The sequence below is a fragment of the Pseudohalocynthiibacter sp. F2068 genome (assembly GCF_023015645.1).
GTDB lineage: Bacteria > Pseudomonadota > Alphaproteobacteria > Rhodobacterales > Rhodobacteraceae > Pseudohalocynthiibacter > Pseudohalocynthiibacter aestuariivivens.
Genome location: NZ_JALKAK010000015.1, coordinates 65,239 through 80,066 on the forward strand (window position 1 = coordinate 65,239; position 14,828 = coordinate 80,066).

Below are 14,828 nucleotides of genomic sequence, written 5' to 3' on the forward strand. Positions count from 1 at the left end.
TGAACCACAAAATACTAAGTGTATCTTACTGGAGCATTTTTTGCCCGGGGCGAGCGTTTAGCCCACCCAGGGTCAATGTTTTACGCCAGTTCCATGCAGTCTGGCTGACATGTCGTGAAATCTGAGAAGAAGTCGCCAAAATCTCCCGCGTCGAATTCAACCGTAATTGAACCACGAAACGGGTCATCATTTTGCTGGGCCTCAAGCTCTACCATGTCGGACATTCCATCATCGTCCGGCAGATCAATATTGAAGACGAACTGAAAGTTGAATTTCCCTGCATTTGGGAAATAGATGTCACCTCCGAAACTGATAGAAAACTCTGCATCTTCGGCAAATCTGTCATCCTGACCGCAACCAAATGCGACAAGCATATCGTCGTCTTCTCCAACGGGATCGACCATATCCTCTTCAGCGACATCTTCGCTGTCATCTGGATCAGCGGCGTCGACAGTTTCTTCTTCCTCCTCAGTTTCCGTGTCAGCTTCCTCCTCGTCCTCAGGGTCCTCGGCGTTGACGATGTCTTCTGGCTCGTTGTCTGTGTCGCCTTCCTCTTCTGCTGCTACAGTCTCGTCTGTATCCGTGACGACTTCATCTGCGTCTTCGGTGTCTTCAGCAACAGGGTCTTCGTTCTCTACAACGTCTACGACTTCGTCTTCGTCTACGACAACCTCGTCGTTTTCTTCGGCTGGCGGCTGTGGAATTTCTGTTGTCATCTCCCCTACAATGTCTGACTGGTCTCCTTGGGTATCCGGTACATCAGGTACAGGCACGCCGAGGTTGACAGCATCAGTGGTTCCAAAGTTTTGGGTGATCATCACAGAGTCAAACCCACGCCCACCGGAAGAAAAATCACCACGTTCGATGCCAATTCCAATTTCTTCAAAATTGGAGTTCAGAATATTTGCGCGGTGTCCCGGACTATTCATCAGGCTTTGGTGAATGGCCTCTACGTCGTCTTCTAAACCAGGGTCGCCACGTTCGCTTTGAAAACCAATATTCTCGCCGCTTCGCCATGCACCCTCAAATTGAAACCCAGAACGCTCCATGCGTTGGGTTGGGTTGGAGCCGCCACTCCCTGTGTGGGAAAAAACATCTGCATCAAGCATCCAGGTGCTGTGATCTTCGCTTGCATCATTCAAATTATCGTCAAAGGTGAGGGGGGCAACTCCGGCAGCCGCGCGCTCAGCGTTGATCAGTCCAAGCATCAGAATTTCAAGATTGTTCGCTTTTGACATATGTCACTTCCTTTTATTGGACTCTCGTTTTTTGAGTGCCCGATTGGTTTCCAACGTTCCCCCGGGGTAATAACGCCTGCGAAATGGCGCACTTTTCCCGGATCTGGCCAAGCACCTGACCAGAGCGATTCCTCGTATCCCAATGAAGAAGATCGAGGCTTTATAGTGCTGCAAAAACATAAGTTTACAGCCCGCGACACACTTAAGGCAGCCCCCTCCTTAAGTGCTAAACTGGACGCTATTTGCGCAATTTGACCGTGACAACAACCAGATTAATCTTTAACAAGAATCGGCCTAAAACAGCCGAGACGCCATCTGATGCTGGCAATATTGCGCGTAAACCTTTGTTTAAGGCTCGTCATTTCGACAGTCGATCGCTCATTCCCCTAAGGGCGCTTTCTTCTTTACTGCTCGAAAACGTTCTTAAATAAGCGGATATCGCGACAGTTTTTCATGTATGGCGCCGTCCCGATGTAGCGTGGAGCGATAGAGCGAAAAATGACTTACGGTAAAAGCATCGAGTTTGAAATTTAAATGTTCGAATACATAACTGCGTAATCTTTCCAACTCCTTGTGAGATATCCCTCGTTTGAAACGTGCCAGCGTTACATGCGGGTGGAACCGCTCCCTGCTCAGCTGCAATCCTGAAGCGTGCAAAGCGCCTCTGATTTTTTTGTGCAGACTGGCCAACGCTTCGTTCTTGGTGACACCTGCGTAGAGTATTTTTGGCTCATTACTTCCGAAAATATCGAGCCCGGCAAGTTCGAGTTCGAACGGCCGGGCACTAAGCAGTTGAAGGCTGTGATGTATTTCTTCAACCAGTTCATCGTGCTGCTCGCCCAGGAAAGCTAGGGTTAGATGAAAGTTTAGGGCATCGACGGGGCGGCCGACGGGCAAGAAACTCTGGATCGTCGAAAGCGTATCCACAACCTGTTCAGGGAGGTCAATCGCTAGAAAAACGCGCATCTTTCCCCCAATTTTGTGTAGGCTATACACAGATTCAGATTCAGGCAGAACTCGAAAAGAAATAGTCCGCTAACGTCAGTTATTGCTTGATCAGAAGATGTAGGCAAACGCGTAATTTACTGCGTCTTTCAAAAACTGCAGCGTAGGGTTTTAACATATTACAGGATTATGTAATTTTCGAAACCCCAGACCCCGCTGCGATCCAACGGGGAGAAAGATGTAAGGAAGGTTGCTTCACGATCAAAGACAGCTATCGTTTGTATTTGCCGCATCAAGGAGAAAAAGATGAGCGAAACTGAGCTTCCAGAGGGTGAACTTACCTTACGCACCTTGGCCATGCCTGCGGACGTAAATGTTAACGGTGATATATTTGGCGGTTGGGTATTGTCCCAGATGGACATCGCCGGAGGTATTGTCGCCGGCAAAAGTGCGGAAGGCCGAGTTGCGACGGTAGCCATTGATGCAATGAAGTTCATTCGACCGGTAAAGGTTGGCGATGTTCTTTGCATTTATGCGCAGGTAGAGCGCGTTGGGCGCACCTCGCTGGGTATCGGAATAGAAGCATGGGTCTTGCGTGACCGGATCGGTGAACGTGAGAAAGTAACCGAGGCGGTCTTTACCTTTGTGGCTATTGACGAACAGGGGCGTCCAAGGGTCGTGCAACAATAGCACCCATTGTTAGGCTTTCAGTGCCAGAGATTTAACGCGCCGAAACCGCTGGTAAGCTGCACTGTTCTTTGTAATTCTGGGCGGGTTCGCGAAACGAAAGTCATATAGAATGAACCAATGGGTCACCGCTGCAATCAACAAGATCGAAGCTGACTACCAGCGCTCCGCTGATACGCATCTTTTCAAGCTGAATGTCCCCAAACTTCAGGGCGTGGACATTTATCTTAAGGACGAAAGTACGCATCCTACAGGAAGCCTGAAACACCGGCTTGCCCGCTCCCTTTTTCTTTATGCGCTTTGTAATGGCAAGCTCAGGGAAGGTATGACTGTCATAGAGGCCTCTTCCGGCAGTACTGCGGTATCAGAGGCATATTTTGCGCAGATGATTGGCTTGCCCTTTGTCGCCATTATGCCGCGAAGCACCGCGCAGACCAAAATCAGGCAAATCGAGCTATATGAAGGACGTTGCCATTTTGTTGACTCGTCACCGCAGATGCATAGCGAAGCTGTGAAACTTGCCTCGGAAACAAGCGGCTATTTCATGGATCAGTTTACATATGCAGAACGGGCAACCGATTGGCGTGGAAACAACAACATCGCAGAAAGCATTTTTATGCAGATGAAGCGGGAAGAATACCCGATTCCCGATACATTGGTCATGAGTGCCGGAACAGGCGGTACCTCTGCAACGCTCGGGCGATACATCTTGTACAAAGGGTATTCGACGCAGCTTGTTGTTGTTGATCCTGAAAATTCGGTTTTTTATGACAGCTATGTCAAAAAAGACAGGAGCCTGACTTCGGACAAATCCAGTCGGATTGAAGGTATCGGGCGGCCCAAGGTGGAGCATTCATTTCAACCCGATGTCATCGACAAGATGGTTCAGGTGCCTGATGCGGCGAGTGTCGCCACAATACTTTGGTTGGAAAAACTGACAGGGCGTAAGGCCGGGGCCTCCACCGGTACAAACCTTTGGGGTGCGTTACAGGCCGCCGAACAGATGATGGCCGAGCGGCGCCAGGGGTCGATTGTCACACTGATGTGCGACAGCGGGCAGCGTTATCTGGACACATATTATGACAAGCAATGGGTCACAAAATGCATTGGCGATGTTGAGCCTCATCTCGAACGCTTAAATCGCTGGTTATAAACATTATTTTTACATTTTAGAAAACGAAACAGATCGTACAGCCATCTTTCATCTGAAGCGTGGGAGGTGTCGCTTGATGAATATCATGCTGTTGATGCCAGCATCTTGGTAAGCTGAAGTGGCTGCTTTCACATTTCGAACGATCTTCTTTTGGTTCGTTTGTTGTTCAAGGTCGGCGGCCCGCATGTATGAAAATTTTAGGGGTTGATTTGCGTTTTCTTGTCTTACTCACTTTAGCTATCATGAGCGGCTGCATGGAGGCCGAATTAGGCGCTGTTTTCAAGTTTGACAGCGAAACCGTAGATCGTCAGGGACATGAATTTTAGAGCGACGGCGCATCGCGTTAAACCCATGGAAGAAGTTGGCAAAAATCTTTAAAATTTAGGCACGTAACGCCCTAAAGCGCTACATGTGATCCTCCACATCGGCGACGTCTATGCCCAGTGCATCCAACCCATTCTCCAAATGCTCCGCGAGGCTCGGAATGCCCGAAAGATACTGCTCAGTTGGTGCAGTAGCTTCACGCGTTGCCTCCTCCTTAGCCTCTTCAAGCTCTTCGGCGTCGAAACTATCACGGCCAATCCACATCAAAGCGACCAGGCTGACTTTCTCGTCATCATTCATGCCGGAGATGTAGTTGAATAGTTGTCTGCTGTCGGGTCCGTACTCGCGCGATAACATGATGACACGAACAATTTTTCCTGTGCTGATTTCAAGCATATCGACCTTCCGATTCATTAGCCACAGTGTCCAAGCTTAGCTTGGCCGTGGCAAGCTAAATTGACGTGTCAAACGAAGTGCAAACACCCTGAGACCTTATTGGCCGCAGGATTCACCCTCATGCATAGAGTGCATAATGATGCCACCCTCGGCACAACAAGGTTGAATACCTAAAGCACAGCTATAAAGCCTATCAATAGACTTTTGGCGGTGAAATGAAAGGAGGGGTGGTGAAATTAGAGAAGGCGTCAGGTGCTTGGGCGAACCCTTGCTTCGTGTCTGAAAGACACACCCTGACGCCATCCTGAACCTTTCCCCCCAGAGGGCTACGGGCCCAGTTGCTCGGATTCCGAAGAAACCTCGCTGTCACAAAATGTCCGAAAACAAATTGTAACCCGCTCTAGCTTGCTGACATTACCATCCCATTCAAGCTCCGAAGAACCCATATGGCCTGATCTGTTTCCTTGAAGCCTTTGCATCATGACCCGTTTCCGAAGACCGGTTTTCTTTCAGCTCTAGCTTTGAGAAGCCTTTGCTCTGCTCCGCTTCCTAAGAACCTTCGCATTGGATGAACTTTCTCAGACCGGGGCGAGTCGCGCAAGAAAAATTCTTCGCAGTTGCGTTGCTGAGCTGTGGATAACCTGTTGAATTTAATGTGTAAATGTAGTGTATAACTCGATTTTGTCCAACGTAAACTGAGGCTTAAAGGTTGGCGGAAAATAGCCCATTCTGGTGATGTCTGACGATGACGAAACGTGGCGCGGTTCGAACTGTAGAGACATTCCTGGCGGAATTTGGACTAGCGCCGGATTGGCGCGTTGGTAAACCCCTTACATTCTCTGTAGTTTTGGCGATAGTCTCACGAGCTTGATGGCAGGAGTACAGCGCATGCGAAACAAATTTTGGATGATTTTGGGGTTTGCAACAATTTGGGTAAGTTTTTCAGGATGCGTCCAGTTGGCTATTGGCGCTGCTGGTGCCGTGATCGCCGATGAGGTGATAGAAAACCGAACCGGTGACGATGGCCTTTTCTAAGCTGACGTAGAGCAGGGATCTAAGTTCTAAACCCATGTTTCCACCCTCTAACGCAAAAAGGCTGAATCGATTGTCTCACACACTGGCGTAATAACAGCGAATCCAGGCTACCGGTACTCAAATGCCTCTGCAGTCTGGAACGTAGAATGTTTGGGCTTGGGTGTGATGGTTGATTGTCATTCGCTGGAAATCCAAAACCTTCTTTTCAAAGGGAGCTGGAGCGACAGGGTGCGAGGTATCACGGACTGCGTCTTCTCTGGTTTTGCTTTGTGGCAGGATGCCGCGTGATATTTCAACGGCTACCAAGCGGAAGTAGCGCGGCTTAACCATATGAATGCGGTTGCTTATAGGGCGATCTTCTGTCTGTTTTAAGGGACAGACACGCCAAGCGATCCATCGCGCCCAAAAGGACGCAAGGAGGTTAACATGAAAATTGCCCGGGTTAGTTCAGAATTGCGGGGGGAAACGGACCGTTTGCTGACCGAGATCGCTACTCAGTTTCAGATCGAAGGTGCAGCCCTTGTCGGGATCGTCAAGGTTATGCAACACGAGAGTGCCTTCGAAAACGGCTGCGACATGAAAGTAAAAGTTCTACCAGATGGCCCCGAGATCAAGATCACCCAAGCTTTGGGGAAGGGCTCGGACAGTTGCCGGTTGGACCCGGGAGCGATCGCCAACACGGTTTCCGCAGTAGAGCATAGCTCTATAGAGGGGGCCGATCTCTTTATCCTTAATAAATTCGGTCCAGAGGAAGCGGCGGGTAGGGGCTTTTGCACCGTCATTGGGTCTGCCCTGGAACTTGGTATTCCAGTGCTCGTTGGTGTTGGAGGCGCCTGCCGCCAAGACTTTGACAAATTTGTCGACGGATTGGCCGAGGCGTTACCAGCTGATCAGGAGGCAATCCGCGCATGGTGCTATGCGGCTATGTCAAAATTGCCTGAGATTCAACATACCTGACCGTTTGGTTGCGTGACCGGTTGGCTGGCCGTACGAGCGGCGCATCCAGCCATGATCTTTCCCAGATCATAAACAGACAAGCGGCAGGTCGCTATCTTGTCCTGTTTTCCAATGGAGGAACCACTCTCACGCAAAACTCTGGATGCATTGAAGCCAGCGACAGACCTTCAGGCATCCCTTGGCATTTTTGACAATGCTTGCTTAAGTTGGCAGCATCAACTTGCGCAAGTTTCGGCTCACAGCCGGGGCCTGCAAGTTTCAAAGGAACGCCCATCATGTCAGAGTCCCTCATCCGTTCGGATATCGATTTGGAGGTTGATGGGAAGCAAACTGGGTATCTTCGTCTGCCGCATTCGGTTCACCGCAGTGCAAACGGCCAGATCCTTATTCCCGCCGTGATGGTCAGGAGCGGCAATGGGCCGACTGCGCTGCTCATTGCGGGCAATCATGGGGATGAATACGAGGCGCAGATCGCATTGAGCAAGCTTTGCCGTGAGGTGGATAAGGGTGACATTCGCGGCCGTTTGATTATTCTGACGATGGCGAATTTTCCGGCGGCACAGGCAGGGACACGAACGTCGCCGATTGACGACGGCAATCTCAACCGGACCTTTCCCGGCGATCCGCTAGGCACGCCCACCCAGATGATTGCGCACTACATCGAAGAGGTTCTTCTGCCGAAGTGTGACTATTTCTTTGACTTTCATTCAGGGGGTTCGTCGCTTTACTACCCGCCGACGCTGTTGCGCGGTATGGGGAATTCGGCCCATGAGCGCGAAGAACTGATCAAACTGCAAGACGCCTTTGATGCGCCTTACGCGTGGGTGTTCACGAGCGGCGGCGGGCGCGAGACAAAGGCGCGCACGGCCATGGGCGGGGCAGGGCGCAAAGGGGTCATAACCCTGATGGCAGAGCTTGGAGGCGGTGGTACCGTCTCCAAGGAAATTCTGGCGCTGACGGAACGGGGGATCCGGCGGATGCTCCATAGCATCGGCATGTTGCCTGGGTATGAAGCAGATGCCATGAATGGAACGCGCGAACTGACGATTACAGATAGCGTCATCGCCTATGACAATGGCTTGTTTGAACCGTTTTACGACGTGGAGGATGTAGTGAAAAAGGGCGATTCAGCCGGTCAGATTCATTTTCCGGAAGAACCTTGGCGTGAACCGAAGGTACTGGATTTCCAGCATGGCGGCATGGTTCTGTGCAAGCGTGTACCGGGCCGGGTTGAGCGCGGAGATTGCCTTTTCCAGGTCGGCAGTGATCTTTAACGGCCCGTATGGCCAGCCTTAGGGCTGATCCAGCAGAGTCAGGATTTCAGCGCAGTTTTGGACCTGTCCGTTGCAGCAATCCTGCAGCATGAAGCTGACTAGGTCATTCATGGCTCCGATATCGGCGGAATAGTGGATTTCGCGTTGGTGGCGCGTCGATTTCAGCAATCCGGCCCGTTTCAGCACGGCCAGATGACCTGACAGGGTTGACGGAACAATGTTCAGACGGCTGGAAATCTCGCCGACATTCAGACTATTGGGTGCTTCGCGCACCAGCATCCGATAAATCGACATGCGGCTGTCCTGGGCAAGGGCTGCAAAGGCCTCTATTGCTTTGATCTGATCCATATTACGGCAATACCCGAAGTAACGAATCTTGACAAGGCTGCTGGGATCGGATAGCCAAATTGATAATTCGGCAGATGACGATTTATTAAGAAGACTCATCCGATAAGACAACCAGTTCAATCTGCCAGAGAGAAACCGCCAGTGAACAAAGCCAACAATCCGATGCAGGCGAACCCTGACCAGATACTGAGCGCGCCAACACTGGATGAAGTGCGCACCGCTGCAGGGACGCTGGCTGCTGCCATCACGCTGACGCCGTTGCTGCAAAGCCCGGAAGTGAACGCGCGGCTTAAAGGCCGGCTTTTGATCAAGAATGAGGCCATGCAACGGACTGGGGCATTCAAGTTCCGCGGGGCGTATAATCGCATCAGCCAAATGAGCCCGACCCAGAAAGCCCGTGGCGTCATCACCTATTCCTCGGGCAACCATGCGCAGGGGGTTGCCTTGGCGGCAAAACTGCTGGGCACCACGGCGTTGATTGTCATGCCAAGCGATGTTCCACAGGCAAAGATGGATCATACGCGCGCGCTGGGCGCAGAGGTCGTCACATTTGAGCGTGAAAAGGATTCCAGCGATGACGTGGTTGCACGCCTGCGGGGTCATACCGGGCGCATCATAGTGCCGCCCAGCGAGGACCGGCGTATTCTGGCAGGCGGCGGGACCGTGCCACTTGAGATCCTTCAGCAGGCAGAGACACCTCCTGATGTGGTTCTGGTTCCCTGTGGCGGCGGAGGTCTGTCTGCTGTCACCGCGCTTGTTATGAAAGCGATGTCACCGGAAACGCAGGTTTTCGGGGTGGAGCCCGCGTTGTTTGACGACACGCGCAGATCGCTTGCCCTTGGTCGACGGGTCGAGAACCCGGTAGGCCGTAAAACCATTTGCGACGCGATCATGACGCCGACTCCCAATTCCCTTACGTTTTCCATCAACAAGGAACTGCTGGCAGGTGTGCTGACTGTCACAGACGATGAAGTCCGGGACGCCATGCTGTTTGCATTCCAAAATTTTAAAATCGTGGCGGAACCCGGTGGGGCGGTTGGCCTTGCAGCCGTTTTGAGCGGAAAGATCGGTATCACCGGCAAAACCATTGCTGTTGTCATAACGGGCGGCAATGTGGACAGAGGCAGGTTTGCTGACGCATTGGCGGCGGCTAAAAACTCATGAACAGGGAACGCTGACATGCCAAACAGGTTTTTTTGCAGCATGGTTCGGGGATCATGGCCAAACGGCTGGCAGATGGGAACATCGCCACCTTTGTCACGGCGCTGCTTGTTGGGGCATTGCCTGCAACGGTTTTTTCAATTGGCTGCTGGCAGAAGAACCGCCTTTGACCGGGGCTTGAACCGAACATGAAAGATTTCTAAATGGTGGAAACGCAGACAGAAAACCTATTTGACCGGCGGATCGACCGGCGTGAAGTTCCGGCGCTCAAAGTCCACCCGATGGTATTAGGTCAGGATGGTGAAAACCTGTTTGCAGCAGGGGTGGCTGATATGGATTTCATGGCCCCGCCCGTTGTGCTCGAAGCCCTGCAACAGCGCCTGGCCCACGGCATTTTTGGCTATGAGGCGGTGCCGGCCGGATTGATGCCCGCGCTCACCGCATGGCTGCAATCCCGGCATAGCTGGCAGGTGGACCCCGCGCATATCCTGCGCGCACCGAATGTGCTGAACAGCCTGGCAATTGCCGCCTCGCTGTTCACGGAACCCGGTGATGGCGTCATTGTGCAGTCGCCCGTGTTTTTCGACTTTTATGATATCCTGCGCGAAAACAACCGTGAACTGGTCTTAAACCCGCTGATCCTGAACGACGGCCGGTACGAGATGGATTTCGACGGGCTGGAGCGGCTGGCAGCCGAGCCGCGCACCAGAATGATCTACCTGTGCAACCCGCATAACCCGGTCGGGAGGGTCTGGACTAAGGCCGAGTTGCAGCAGTTGGGTGAAATTTGCGCGCGGTATAATGTGCTGGTGGTGTCGGATGAAATTCACGGCGATGTCACGTTTTCGGGCCATCGTTACACCCCCTTTGCCGCGCTTGGGCCGGCTTATGCGGACAATTCGATCATCTGTCTGTCGCCTGCCAAAAGTTTCAACATCGCCGCCTGTTGTTCGGCCTTCACGGTGATTGCGAACGTAGCGCGACGCAAGGCGTTTCAAGTTGAAAACAGCCGTCTGACCGTCAACAAGAATAACGCGTTTTCCAGTGCGGCGATGGTCGCCGCGTATTCACGGGGCGGCGAATGGCTGGACGATGCCCTAAGCTATATCGAAGGCAATCTGGCGCTGGTACGCACGCATCTGGAAAACATTCCCAACGTGAAGCTGATCGAACCTGACGGGACCTTTCTGCTATGGCTTGATTTTCGCGCGCTCGGATTGTCTCCGAGCGACCTGACCGCCTTTCTGCGCCAGCGTGCTGGCTGGGCCGTCACCCGCGGGCAGGCTTTCGGGGTCGAGGGCGAAGGGTTTGCCCGCCTGAATATAGCCTGCACCCGTGCCACACTGAGCGATGCCTTGCAGCAGCTGTCAAACGCTATCACTGAACATTCTAACACCCAGAAAACAGGAGTTCCCCAATGACCAACGTAACCGTCTATGATCCGGCTATGTGCTGTTCCACCGGCATTTGTGGTGCGGAAGTTGAACAGCAGCTAGTTACATTTGCCGCCGATCTTGACTGGCTAAAATCGAAAGGCATCGCGGTTACGCGCATCAACCTGTCTCAGGAACCTGCCAAATTCGCAGAGAACAACAAGGTTAAGGCGGTGCTGGAAAGCTCCGGCGTCGAGGGGTTACCGGTCATCATGCTCGGCGATACGCTGAACTCGTCTGGCCGCTATCCAGCGCGGGGTGAACTCGCTGAAATGGCGGGCGTCGCGTATACATCTGAAACCGGAACGTCGGGCCAGGACGGCAGCATAAGCGGCTACTGTGGTAGCAAGAAAAGTGCCGAAGAAACCTCCTCCGGATGTTGCTGACCCGGCCTCAACCATTTTGAAACAAAAGCGAGTACTTCCATGTTCAAGAGCCTGCCTAAATTCGTATTTTTCACCGGCAAAGGCGGCGTTGGCAAAACCTCGCTGGCCTGTGCGACAACGCTTGATCTTGCCAGCAAGGGCAAGATGATCCTGCTCGTCAGTACGGATCCTGCGTCAAATGTCGGGCAGGTATTTGAAAGAGAAATCGGCAACCGAATTACGAAAATCGCTACCGCCCCCGGTGTTGATGCGATCGAAATCAACCCCGAGGAAGCAGCAGCAGATTACCGCGAACGCATCGTGGGGCCGATGCGGGGTGTTTTGCCTGAAGTGGCGCTGAAAAGCATCGAAGAACAGCTTTCCGGCGCCTGTACCATTGAAATTGCCGCTTTTGACGAATTTACGGCCCTGCTGACTGATAATGATCTGGTGGATCGTTATGATCACGTCATTTTCGATACGGCGCCGACCGGTCACACGATACGGATGCTAAAACTGCCTGGCGCCTGGTCGGGTTTTCTCGAAGCTGGCAAAGGCGACGCCTCGTGCCTGGGCCCGCTGGCCGGGCTGGAAAAACAGCGCGACCGTTACGCGGCTGCAGTTGACCGGTTGTCTGACCGCGATGCCACACGGTTGGTTCTGGTGGCGCGGCCCCGGCATTCGGCACTGGCGGAGGTGGCCCGTACCTCATCTGAACTGGCTGCCATCGGCATCAGGAACCAGCATCTGGCAATTAACGGTATGATGCCCGAGGAAACGGGCGGTGATCTGCTGGCGTCTGCCCTTCTGAAACGAGATCAGGATGCATTGGCGGGGATGACGCCGGAGGTTGCGGCCCTGCCGCGTACGGTTTTCGCGTTGCGTTCAGAAAACCTCGTCGGCCTTGCGGCGTTGAAACGATTTGCAGCCGGCGAGGAGGATGTCGTTGTCGACTCGCAATCCACCACGAACGAGAAGTCGGGTTTCCCCACGCTTGGAAAGCTGGTCGATGATATCGAAGGCCCAGGCAAGGGTTTGATCATGTTCATGGGTAAAGGCGGTGTTGGGAAAACGACCATGGCGGCAGCTGTGGCCAGCGAATTGTCGGCCCGGGGCCACGAGGTCTTGTTGACCACCACTGATCCGGCGGCCCATATTTCTGAAACACTGGCAGGTGATCAGCCCGGCCTGACGGTCAGCCGTATTGACCCAGCCGTGGAAACCGCGAACTACCATGCCCATGTGATGGCGACTAAAGGCAAGGACCTAGACGATCAGGCCCGCGCGATGCTGGAAGAGGACCTACGTTCACCTTGCACCGAAGAAATCGCTGTGTTTCAAGCGTTTTCCCGGGTGATCCGTGAAAGCGGCCGGAAATTCGTCATCATGGACACAGCTCCGACCGGGCATACGTTGTTGTTGCTTGATGCGACGGGGTCTTATCACAAGGATATTCTACGCCATCAGGACAAGGTAAGCCGCGCCCGTCTGGTCACCCCGATGATGCGCCTGCAGGACCCGCAACAGACGAAAATCATGATCGTGACCTTACCGGAAACCACACCGGTTCTGGAGGCGGCCCATCTGCAGAACGACCTGCGCCGCGCCGGGATCGAGCCGTGGGGCTGGATCATCAATTCCAGCCTTGCCGCTGCCGAAACAAGCCAGCCGTTGTTGCGCAAACGCGCCCAGTCGGAACATGAGCAGATCGCAAAAGTGCGAGACACGTTGTCAAAACGCTACGCGGTTGTACCAATTCAGGCAGTCGAGCCAGTGGGTGTCGAAAGACTTAAAGGTTTGTGTCGCCGGGCGCTTGACTCGGCTGCGGCGTGATTTGGTACTTCGTCGGCGGCGGAATACTCCGATGGTGTTCATGAATGATGATGTATGTTTGCTTCCGTTTTTCGCTTTGCAATGTTGAGAATCTGCCGCACGAGCGCGGCATTGGTATCAGCCATGAATTAGCCTGGCTCTGGTGGAACAGATTTGACTGATATTCACCGCCGAAACTCTGCGAAGGCGCGTTGACGGAATTGCTAACAAAAACTGCATTTGCGGCGCTTGTAAAATGAAAGTTTCAAACCCGAAACTGTGAACACAGCGCGATTGCAATAGACCCTCAACCCTGTAGGCTGGAGGTGCGGAAGACATCTAGGCGGCACGGAAAACGATGAACCAGATTTCAAAGGTGTTTTCGGTAATTGTTCCAATATGTTGGAGCAGCCTTTTGCCGATGTTAGCAGTGGTCTTCACTTTGCTGCTTCTGGGGGCCTGCGAAAAGGTAAATCGACTTGCTCAGGCACCTACAATCTATGTGGAAAAAGGGAGCTATCCCGAAAGCGAGGTGCCAGAGTACCTTCGTACAGTCTCGCCTGATATACTGTTTGTAACAGATCGACGCGCAGTCACAACGCGCGAAGGAAAAATGAACTTTTCACACGAACGGTCCCCGGCAATGGCATTTGGGCGAATAGAAGTTAATCTTGCCCCCGGATGGAGTTGGTCAGATTTGTTGCAAGAGCAGTCGGCAAATCGGAACAGAATGCCAGCGATTGTGACAGGCGACGCTGAAACGCTGGTTCAGTTTTCACCCACTCCGCTGCCCTTTGAATTGAAAAACGGGGTGGCAAGACCTTTGCCAAGTGCTTTGGCGCCTTATCAAGAACAAAAAAGGGCGTTTCAACGGCGCGTTTCGGCTGAACTGAAGCGGGCTAACCGGCGCGACGTTGTGATTTTCATACACGGGTTCAATAATGGGTTTGATGATGGGGTAACAACGTTAGCCAATATTTGGCATTCCACGGGCCGGATCGGTGTACCGATTGTATATTCCTGGCCAGCGGATAGTTCAGGTCTATTTGGTTATTTTACCGACCGGGAGTCGGGGGAGTTTTCGATCTTTCACCTTAAAGAGTTTTTGCGGGCGCTGTCTTCGGTTACGGAACTTGAAAGAATTCATCTGATTGCGCATAGCCGTGGTACGGATGTCGCGACCAGCGCGCTGAGGGAACTGGTGATTGCTGAGCGTGCAGCCGGGCGCGATCCGCGCCGTTCCCTGAAGCTCGACACCTTGATTCTAGCAGCCCCCGACCTTGATTTTGGTGTAGTGTGTCAGCGACTGATCGCAGAGCAGTTTGGCCCGGCTTTTGGCCAGATTATTGTATATATGAACTCGAAAGATGGGGCACTGGGCTTGTCGCAAACCTTAATGGCAGGGTTGAGATTCGGCCGGATTTCCTCCGAAAATCTCGGGGAAAGCGAACGCGTGATTTTTAAAAGAATCCAGAACGTAAATTTTATTGAGGTTGAGCAGGTTCGGGGACAGTCCGGACACGCCTATTTTCGCGAGAACCCTGCGGTGCTGTCTGACATTGCGCTTGCCTTACGGACGGGGGCATTGCCGGGGTCTTCGGAGCGCCCCCTGACAAGAATTGACGGGAACTTTTGGCAATTACGCAAAGATTATCCACTGCAGGTCCAATGACTTAACGCGGTAGAGCGAAGCATTGGTT

Annotated in this window: 14 protein-coding genes; 10 read left to right on the forward strand and 4 right to left on the reverse strand. The window is 52.8% G+C overall.

Annotation, left to right across the window (positions count from 1 at the left end; genetic code table 11):
* Positions 1–80: 80 nt before the first annotated feature.
* Both MWU63_RS16055 and thpR read right to left on the reverse strand, forming a co-directional pair.
* The gene (locus tag MWU63_RS16055) at positions 81–1,238 is read right to left on the reverse strand and encodes a CAP domain-containing protein (protein WP_213890376.1); all 1,158 of its coding nucleotides are present in this window, start codon (positions 1,236–1,238) and stop codon (positions 81–83) included.
* A gap of 423 nt (positions 1,239–1,661) precedes the next feature.
* On the reverse strand, positions 1,662–2,204 hold the full coding sequence (thpR, locus tag MWU63_RS16060; RefSeq protein ID WP_246531776.1) for an RNA 2',3'-cyclic phosphodiesterase: 543 nt from the start codon (positions 2,202–2,204) through the stop codon (positions 1,662–1,664).
* 285 nt (positions 2,205–2,489) lie between these two features.
* Between thpR and yciA the strand changes: the two genes are divergently transcribed.
* Together yciA and MWU63_RS16070 are read left to right on the forward strand one after the other, a co-directional pair.
* Positions 2,490–2,873 carry an acyl-CoA thioester hydrolase YciA gene (gene yciA / locus MWU63_RS16065; protein WP_213890378.1) on the forward strand — a complete coding sequence of 128 codons (384 nt, stop codon included), beginning with the start codon at positions 2,490–2,492 and terminating at the stop codon, positions 2,871–2,873.
* Positions 2,874–2,982: 109 nt separating this feature from the next.
* Positions 2,983–4,023 (forward strand): PLP-dependent cysteine synthase family protein, encoded by a 1,041-nt coding sequence (locus MWU63_RS16070; RefSeq protein WP_247078677.1) that lies wholly within the window; start codon positions 2,983–2,985, stop codon positions 4,021–4,023.
* Between the two features lie 405 nt (positions 4,024–4,428).
* Here MWU63_RS16070 and MWU63_RS16075 read toward each other — a convergent pair whose 3' ends face one another.
* Positions 4,429–4,743: a DUF3775 domain-containing protein gene (locus MWU63_RS16075; protein WP_213890428.1), complete on the reverse strand. Its 315-nt coding sequence runs from the start codon at positions 4,741–4,743 to the stop codon at positions 4,429–4,431.
* Positions 4,744–5,631: 888 nt separating this feature from the next.
* On the opposite strand from MWU63_RS16075, the gene MWU63_RS16080 reads away from it, so the two are divergent.
* The 3 genes from MWU63_RS16080 to MWU63_RS16090 all read left to right on the forward strand — a co-directional run bounded on the left by MWU63_RS16080 (position 5,632) and on the right by MWU63_RS16090 (position 8,009).
* The gene (locus tag MWU63_RS16080) at positions 5,632–5,778 is read left to right on the forward strand and encodes a hypothetical protein (RefSeq protein ID WP_213890380.1); all 147 of its coding nucleotides are present in this window, start codon (positions 5,632–5,634) and stop codon (positions 5,776–5,778) included.
* A 426-nt stretch (positions 5,779–6,204) separates the two neighbouring features.
* On the forward strand, positions 6,205–6,735 hold the full coding sequence (locus MWU63_RS16085) for a DUF2478 domain-containing protein (RefSeq protein ID WP_247078679.1): 531 nt from the start codon (positions 6,205–6,207) through the stop codon (positions 6,733–6,735).
* Positions 6,736–7,010: 275 nt separating this feature from the next.
* The gene (locus tag MWU63_RS16090) at positions 7,011–8,009 is read left to right on the forward strand and encodes a succinylglutamate desuccinylase/aspartoacylase family protein (protein ID WP_213890382.1); all 999 of its coding nucleotides are present in this window, start codon (positions 7,011–7,013) and stop codon (positions 8,007–8,009) included.
* A gap of 18 nt (positions 8,010–8,027) precedes the next feature.
* Here the strand turns inward: MWU63_RS16090 and MWU63_RS16095 are convergent, their stop codons facing one another.
* Complete coding sequence (locus MWU63_RS16095; protein ID WP_213890383.1) at positions 8,028–8,357, reverse strand: metalloregulator ArsR/SmtB family transcription factor; 330 nt, start codon at positions 8,355–8,357, stop codon at positions 8,028–8,030.
* Positions 8,358–8,498: 141 nt separating this feature from the next.
* On the opposite strand from MWU63_RS16095, the gene MWU63_RS16100 reads away from it, so the two are divergent.
* The 5 genes from MWU63_RS16100 (at position 8,499) to MWU63_RS16120 (ending at position 14,800) form a co-directional block, all read left to right on the forward strand.
* Positions 8,499–9,521 carry a threonine/serine dehydratase gene (locus MWU63_RS16100; RefSeq protein WP_247078681.1) on the forward strand — a complete coding sequence of 341 codons (1,023 nt, stop codon included), beginning with the start codon at positions 8,499–8,501 and terminating at the stop codon, positions 9,519–9,521.
* Between the two features lie 200 nt (positions 9,522–9,721).
* A complete protein-coding gene (locus MWU63_RS16105) occupies positions 9,722–10,939 on the forward strand; it encodes a PatB family C-S lyase (protein WP_213890384.1) in 1,218 nt (405 codons plus the stop codon).
* Positions 10,936–11,337: an arsenite efflux transporter metallochaperone ArsD gene (gene arsD / locus MWU63_RS16110; protein WP_247078683.1), complete on the forward strand. Its 402-nt coding sequence runs from the start codon at positions 10,936–10,938 to the stop codon at positions 11,335–11,337. Before MWU63_RS16105 ends, arsD begins: the two co-directional genes overlap by 4 nt.
* Before the next feature lie 39 nt (positions 11,338–11,376).
* Positions 11,377–13,149, forward strand: a complete 1,773-nt coding sequence (gene arsA, locus MWU63_RS16115) for an arsenical pump-driving ATPase (RefSeq protein WP_213890386.1) — start codon at positions 11,377–11,379, stop codon at positions 13,147–13,149.
* Between the two features lie 400 nt (positions 13,150–13,549).
* Positions 13,550–14,800, forward strand: a complete 1,251-nt coding sequence (locus MWU63_RS16120; RefSeq protein ID WP_247078702.1) for an alpha/beta hydrolase — start codon at positions 13,550–13,552, stop codon at positions 14,798–14,800.
* Positions 14,801–14,828: the final 28 nt, after the last annotated feature.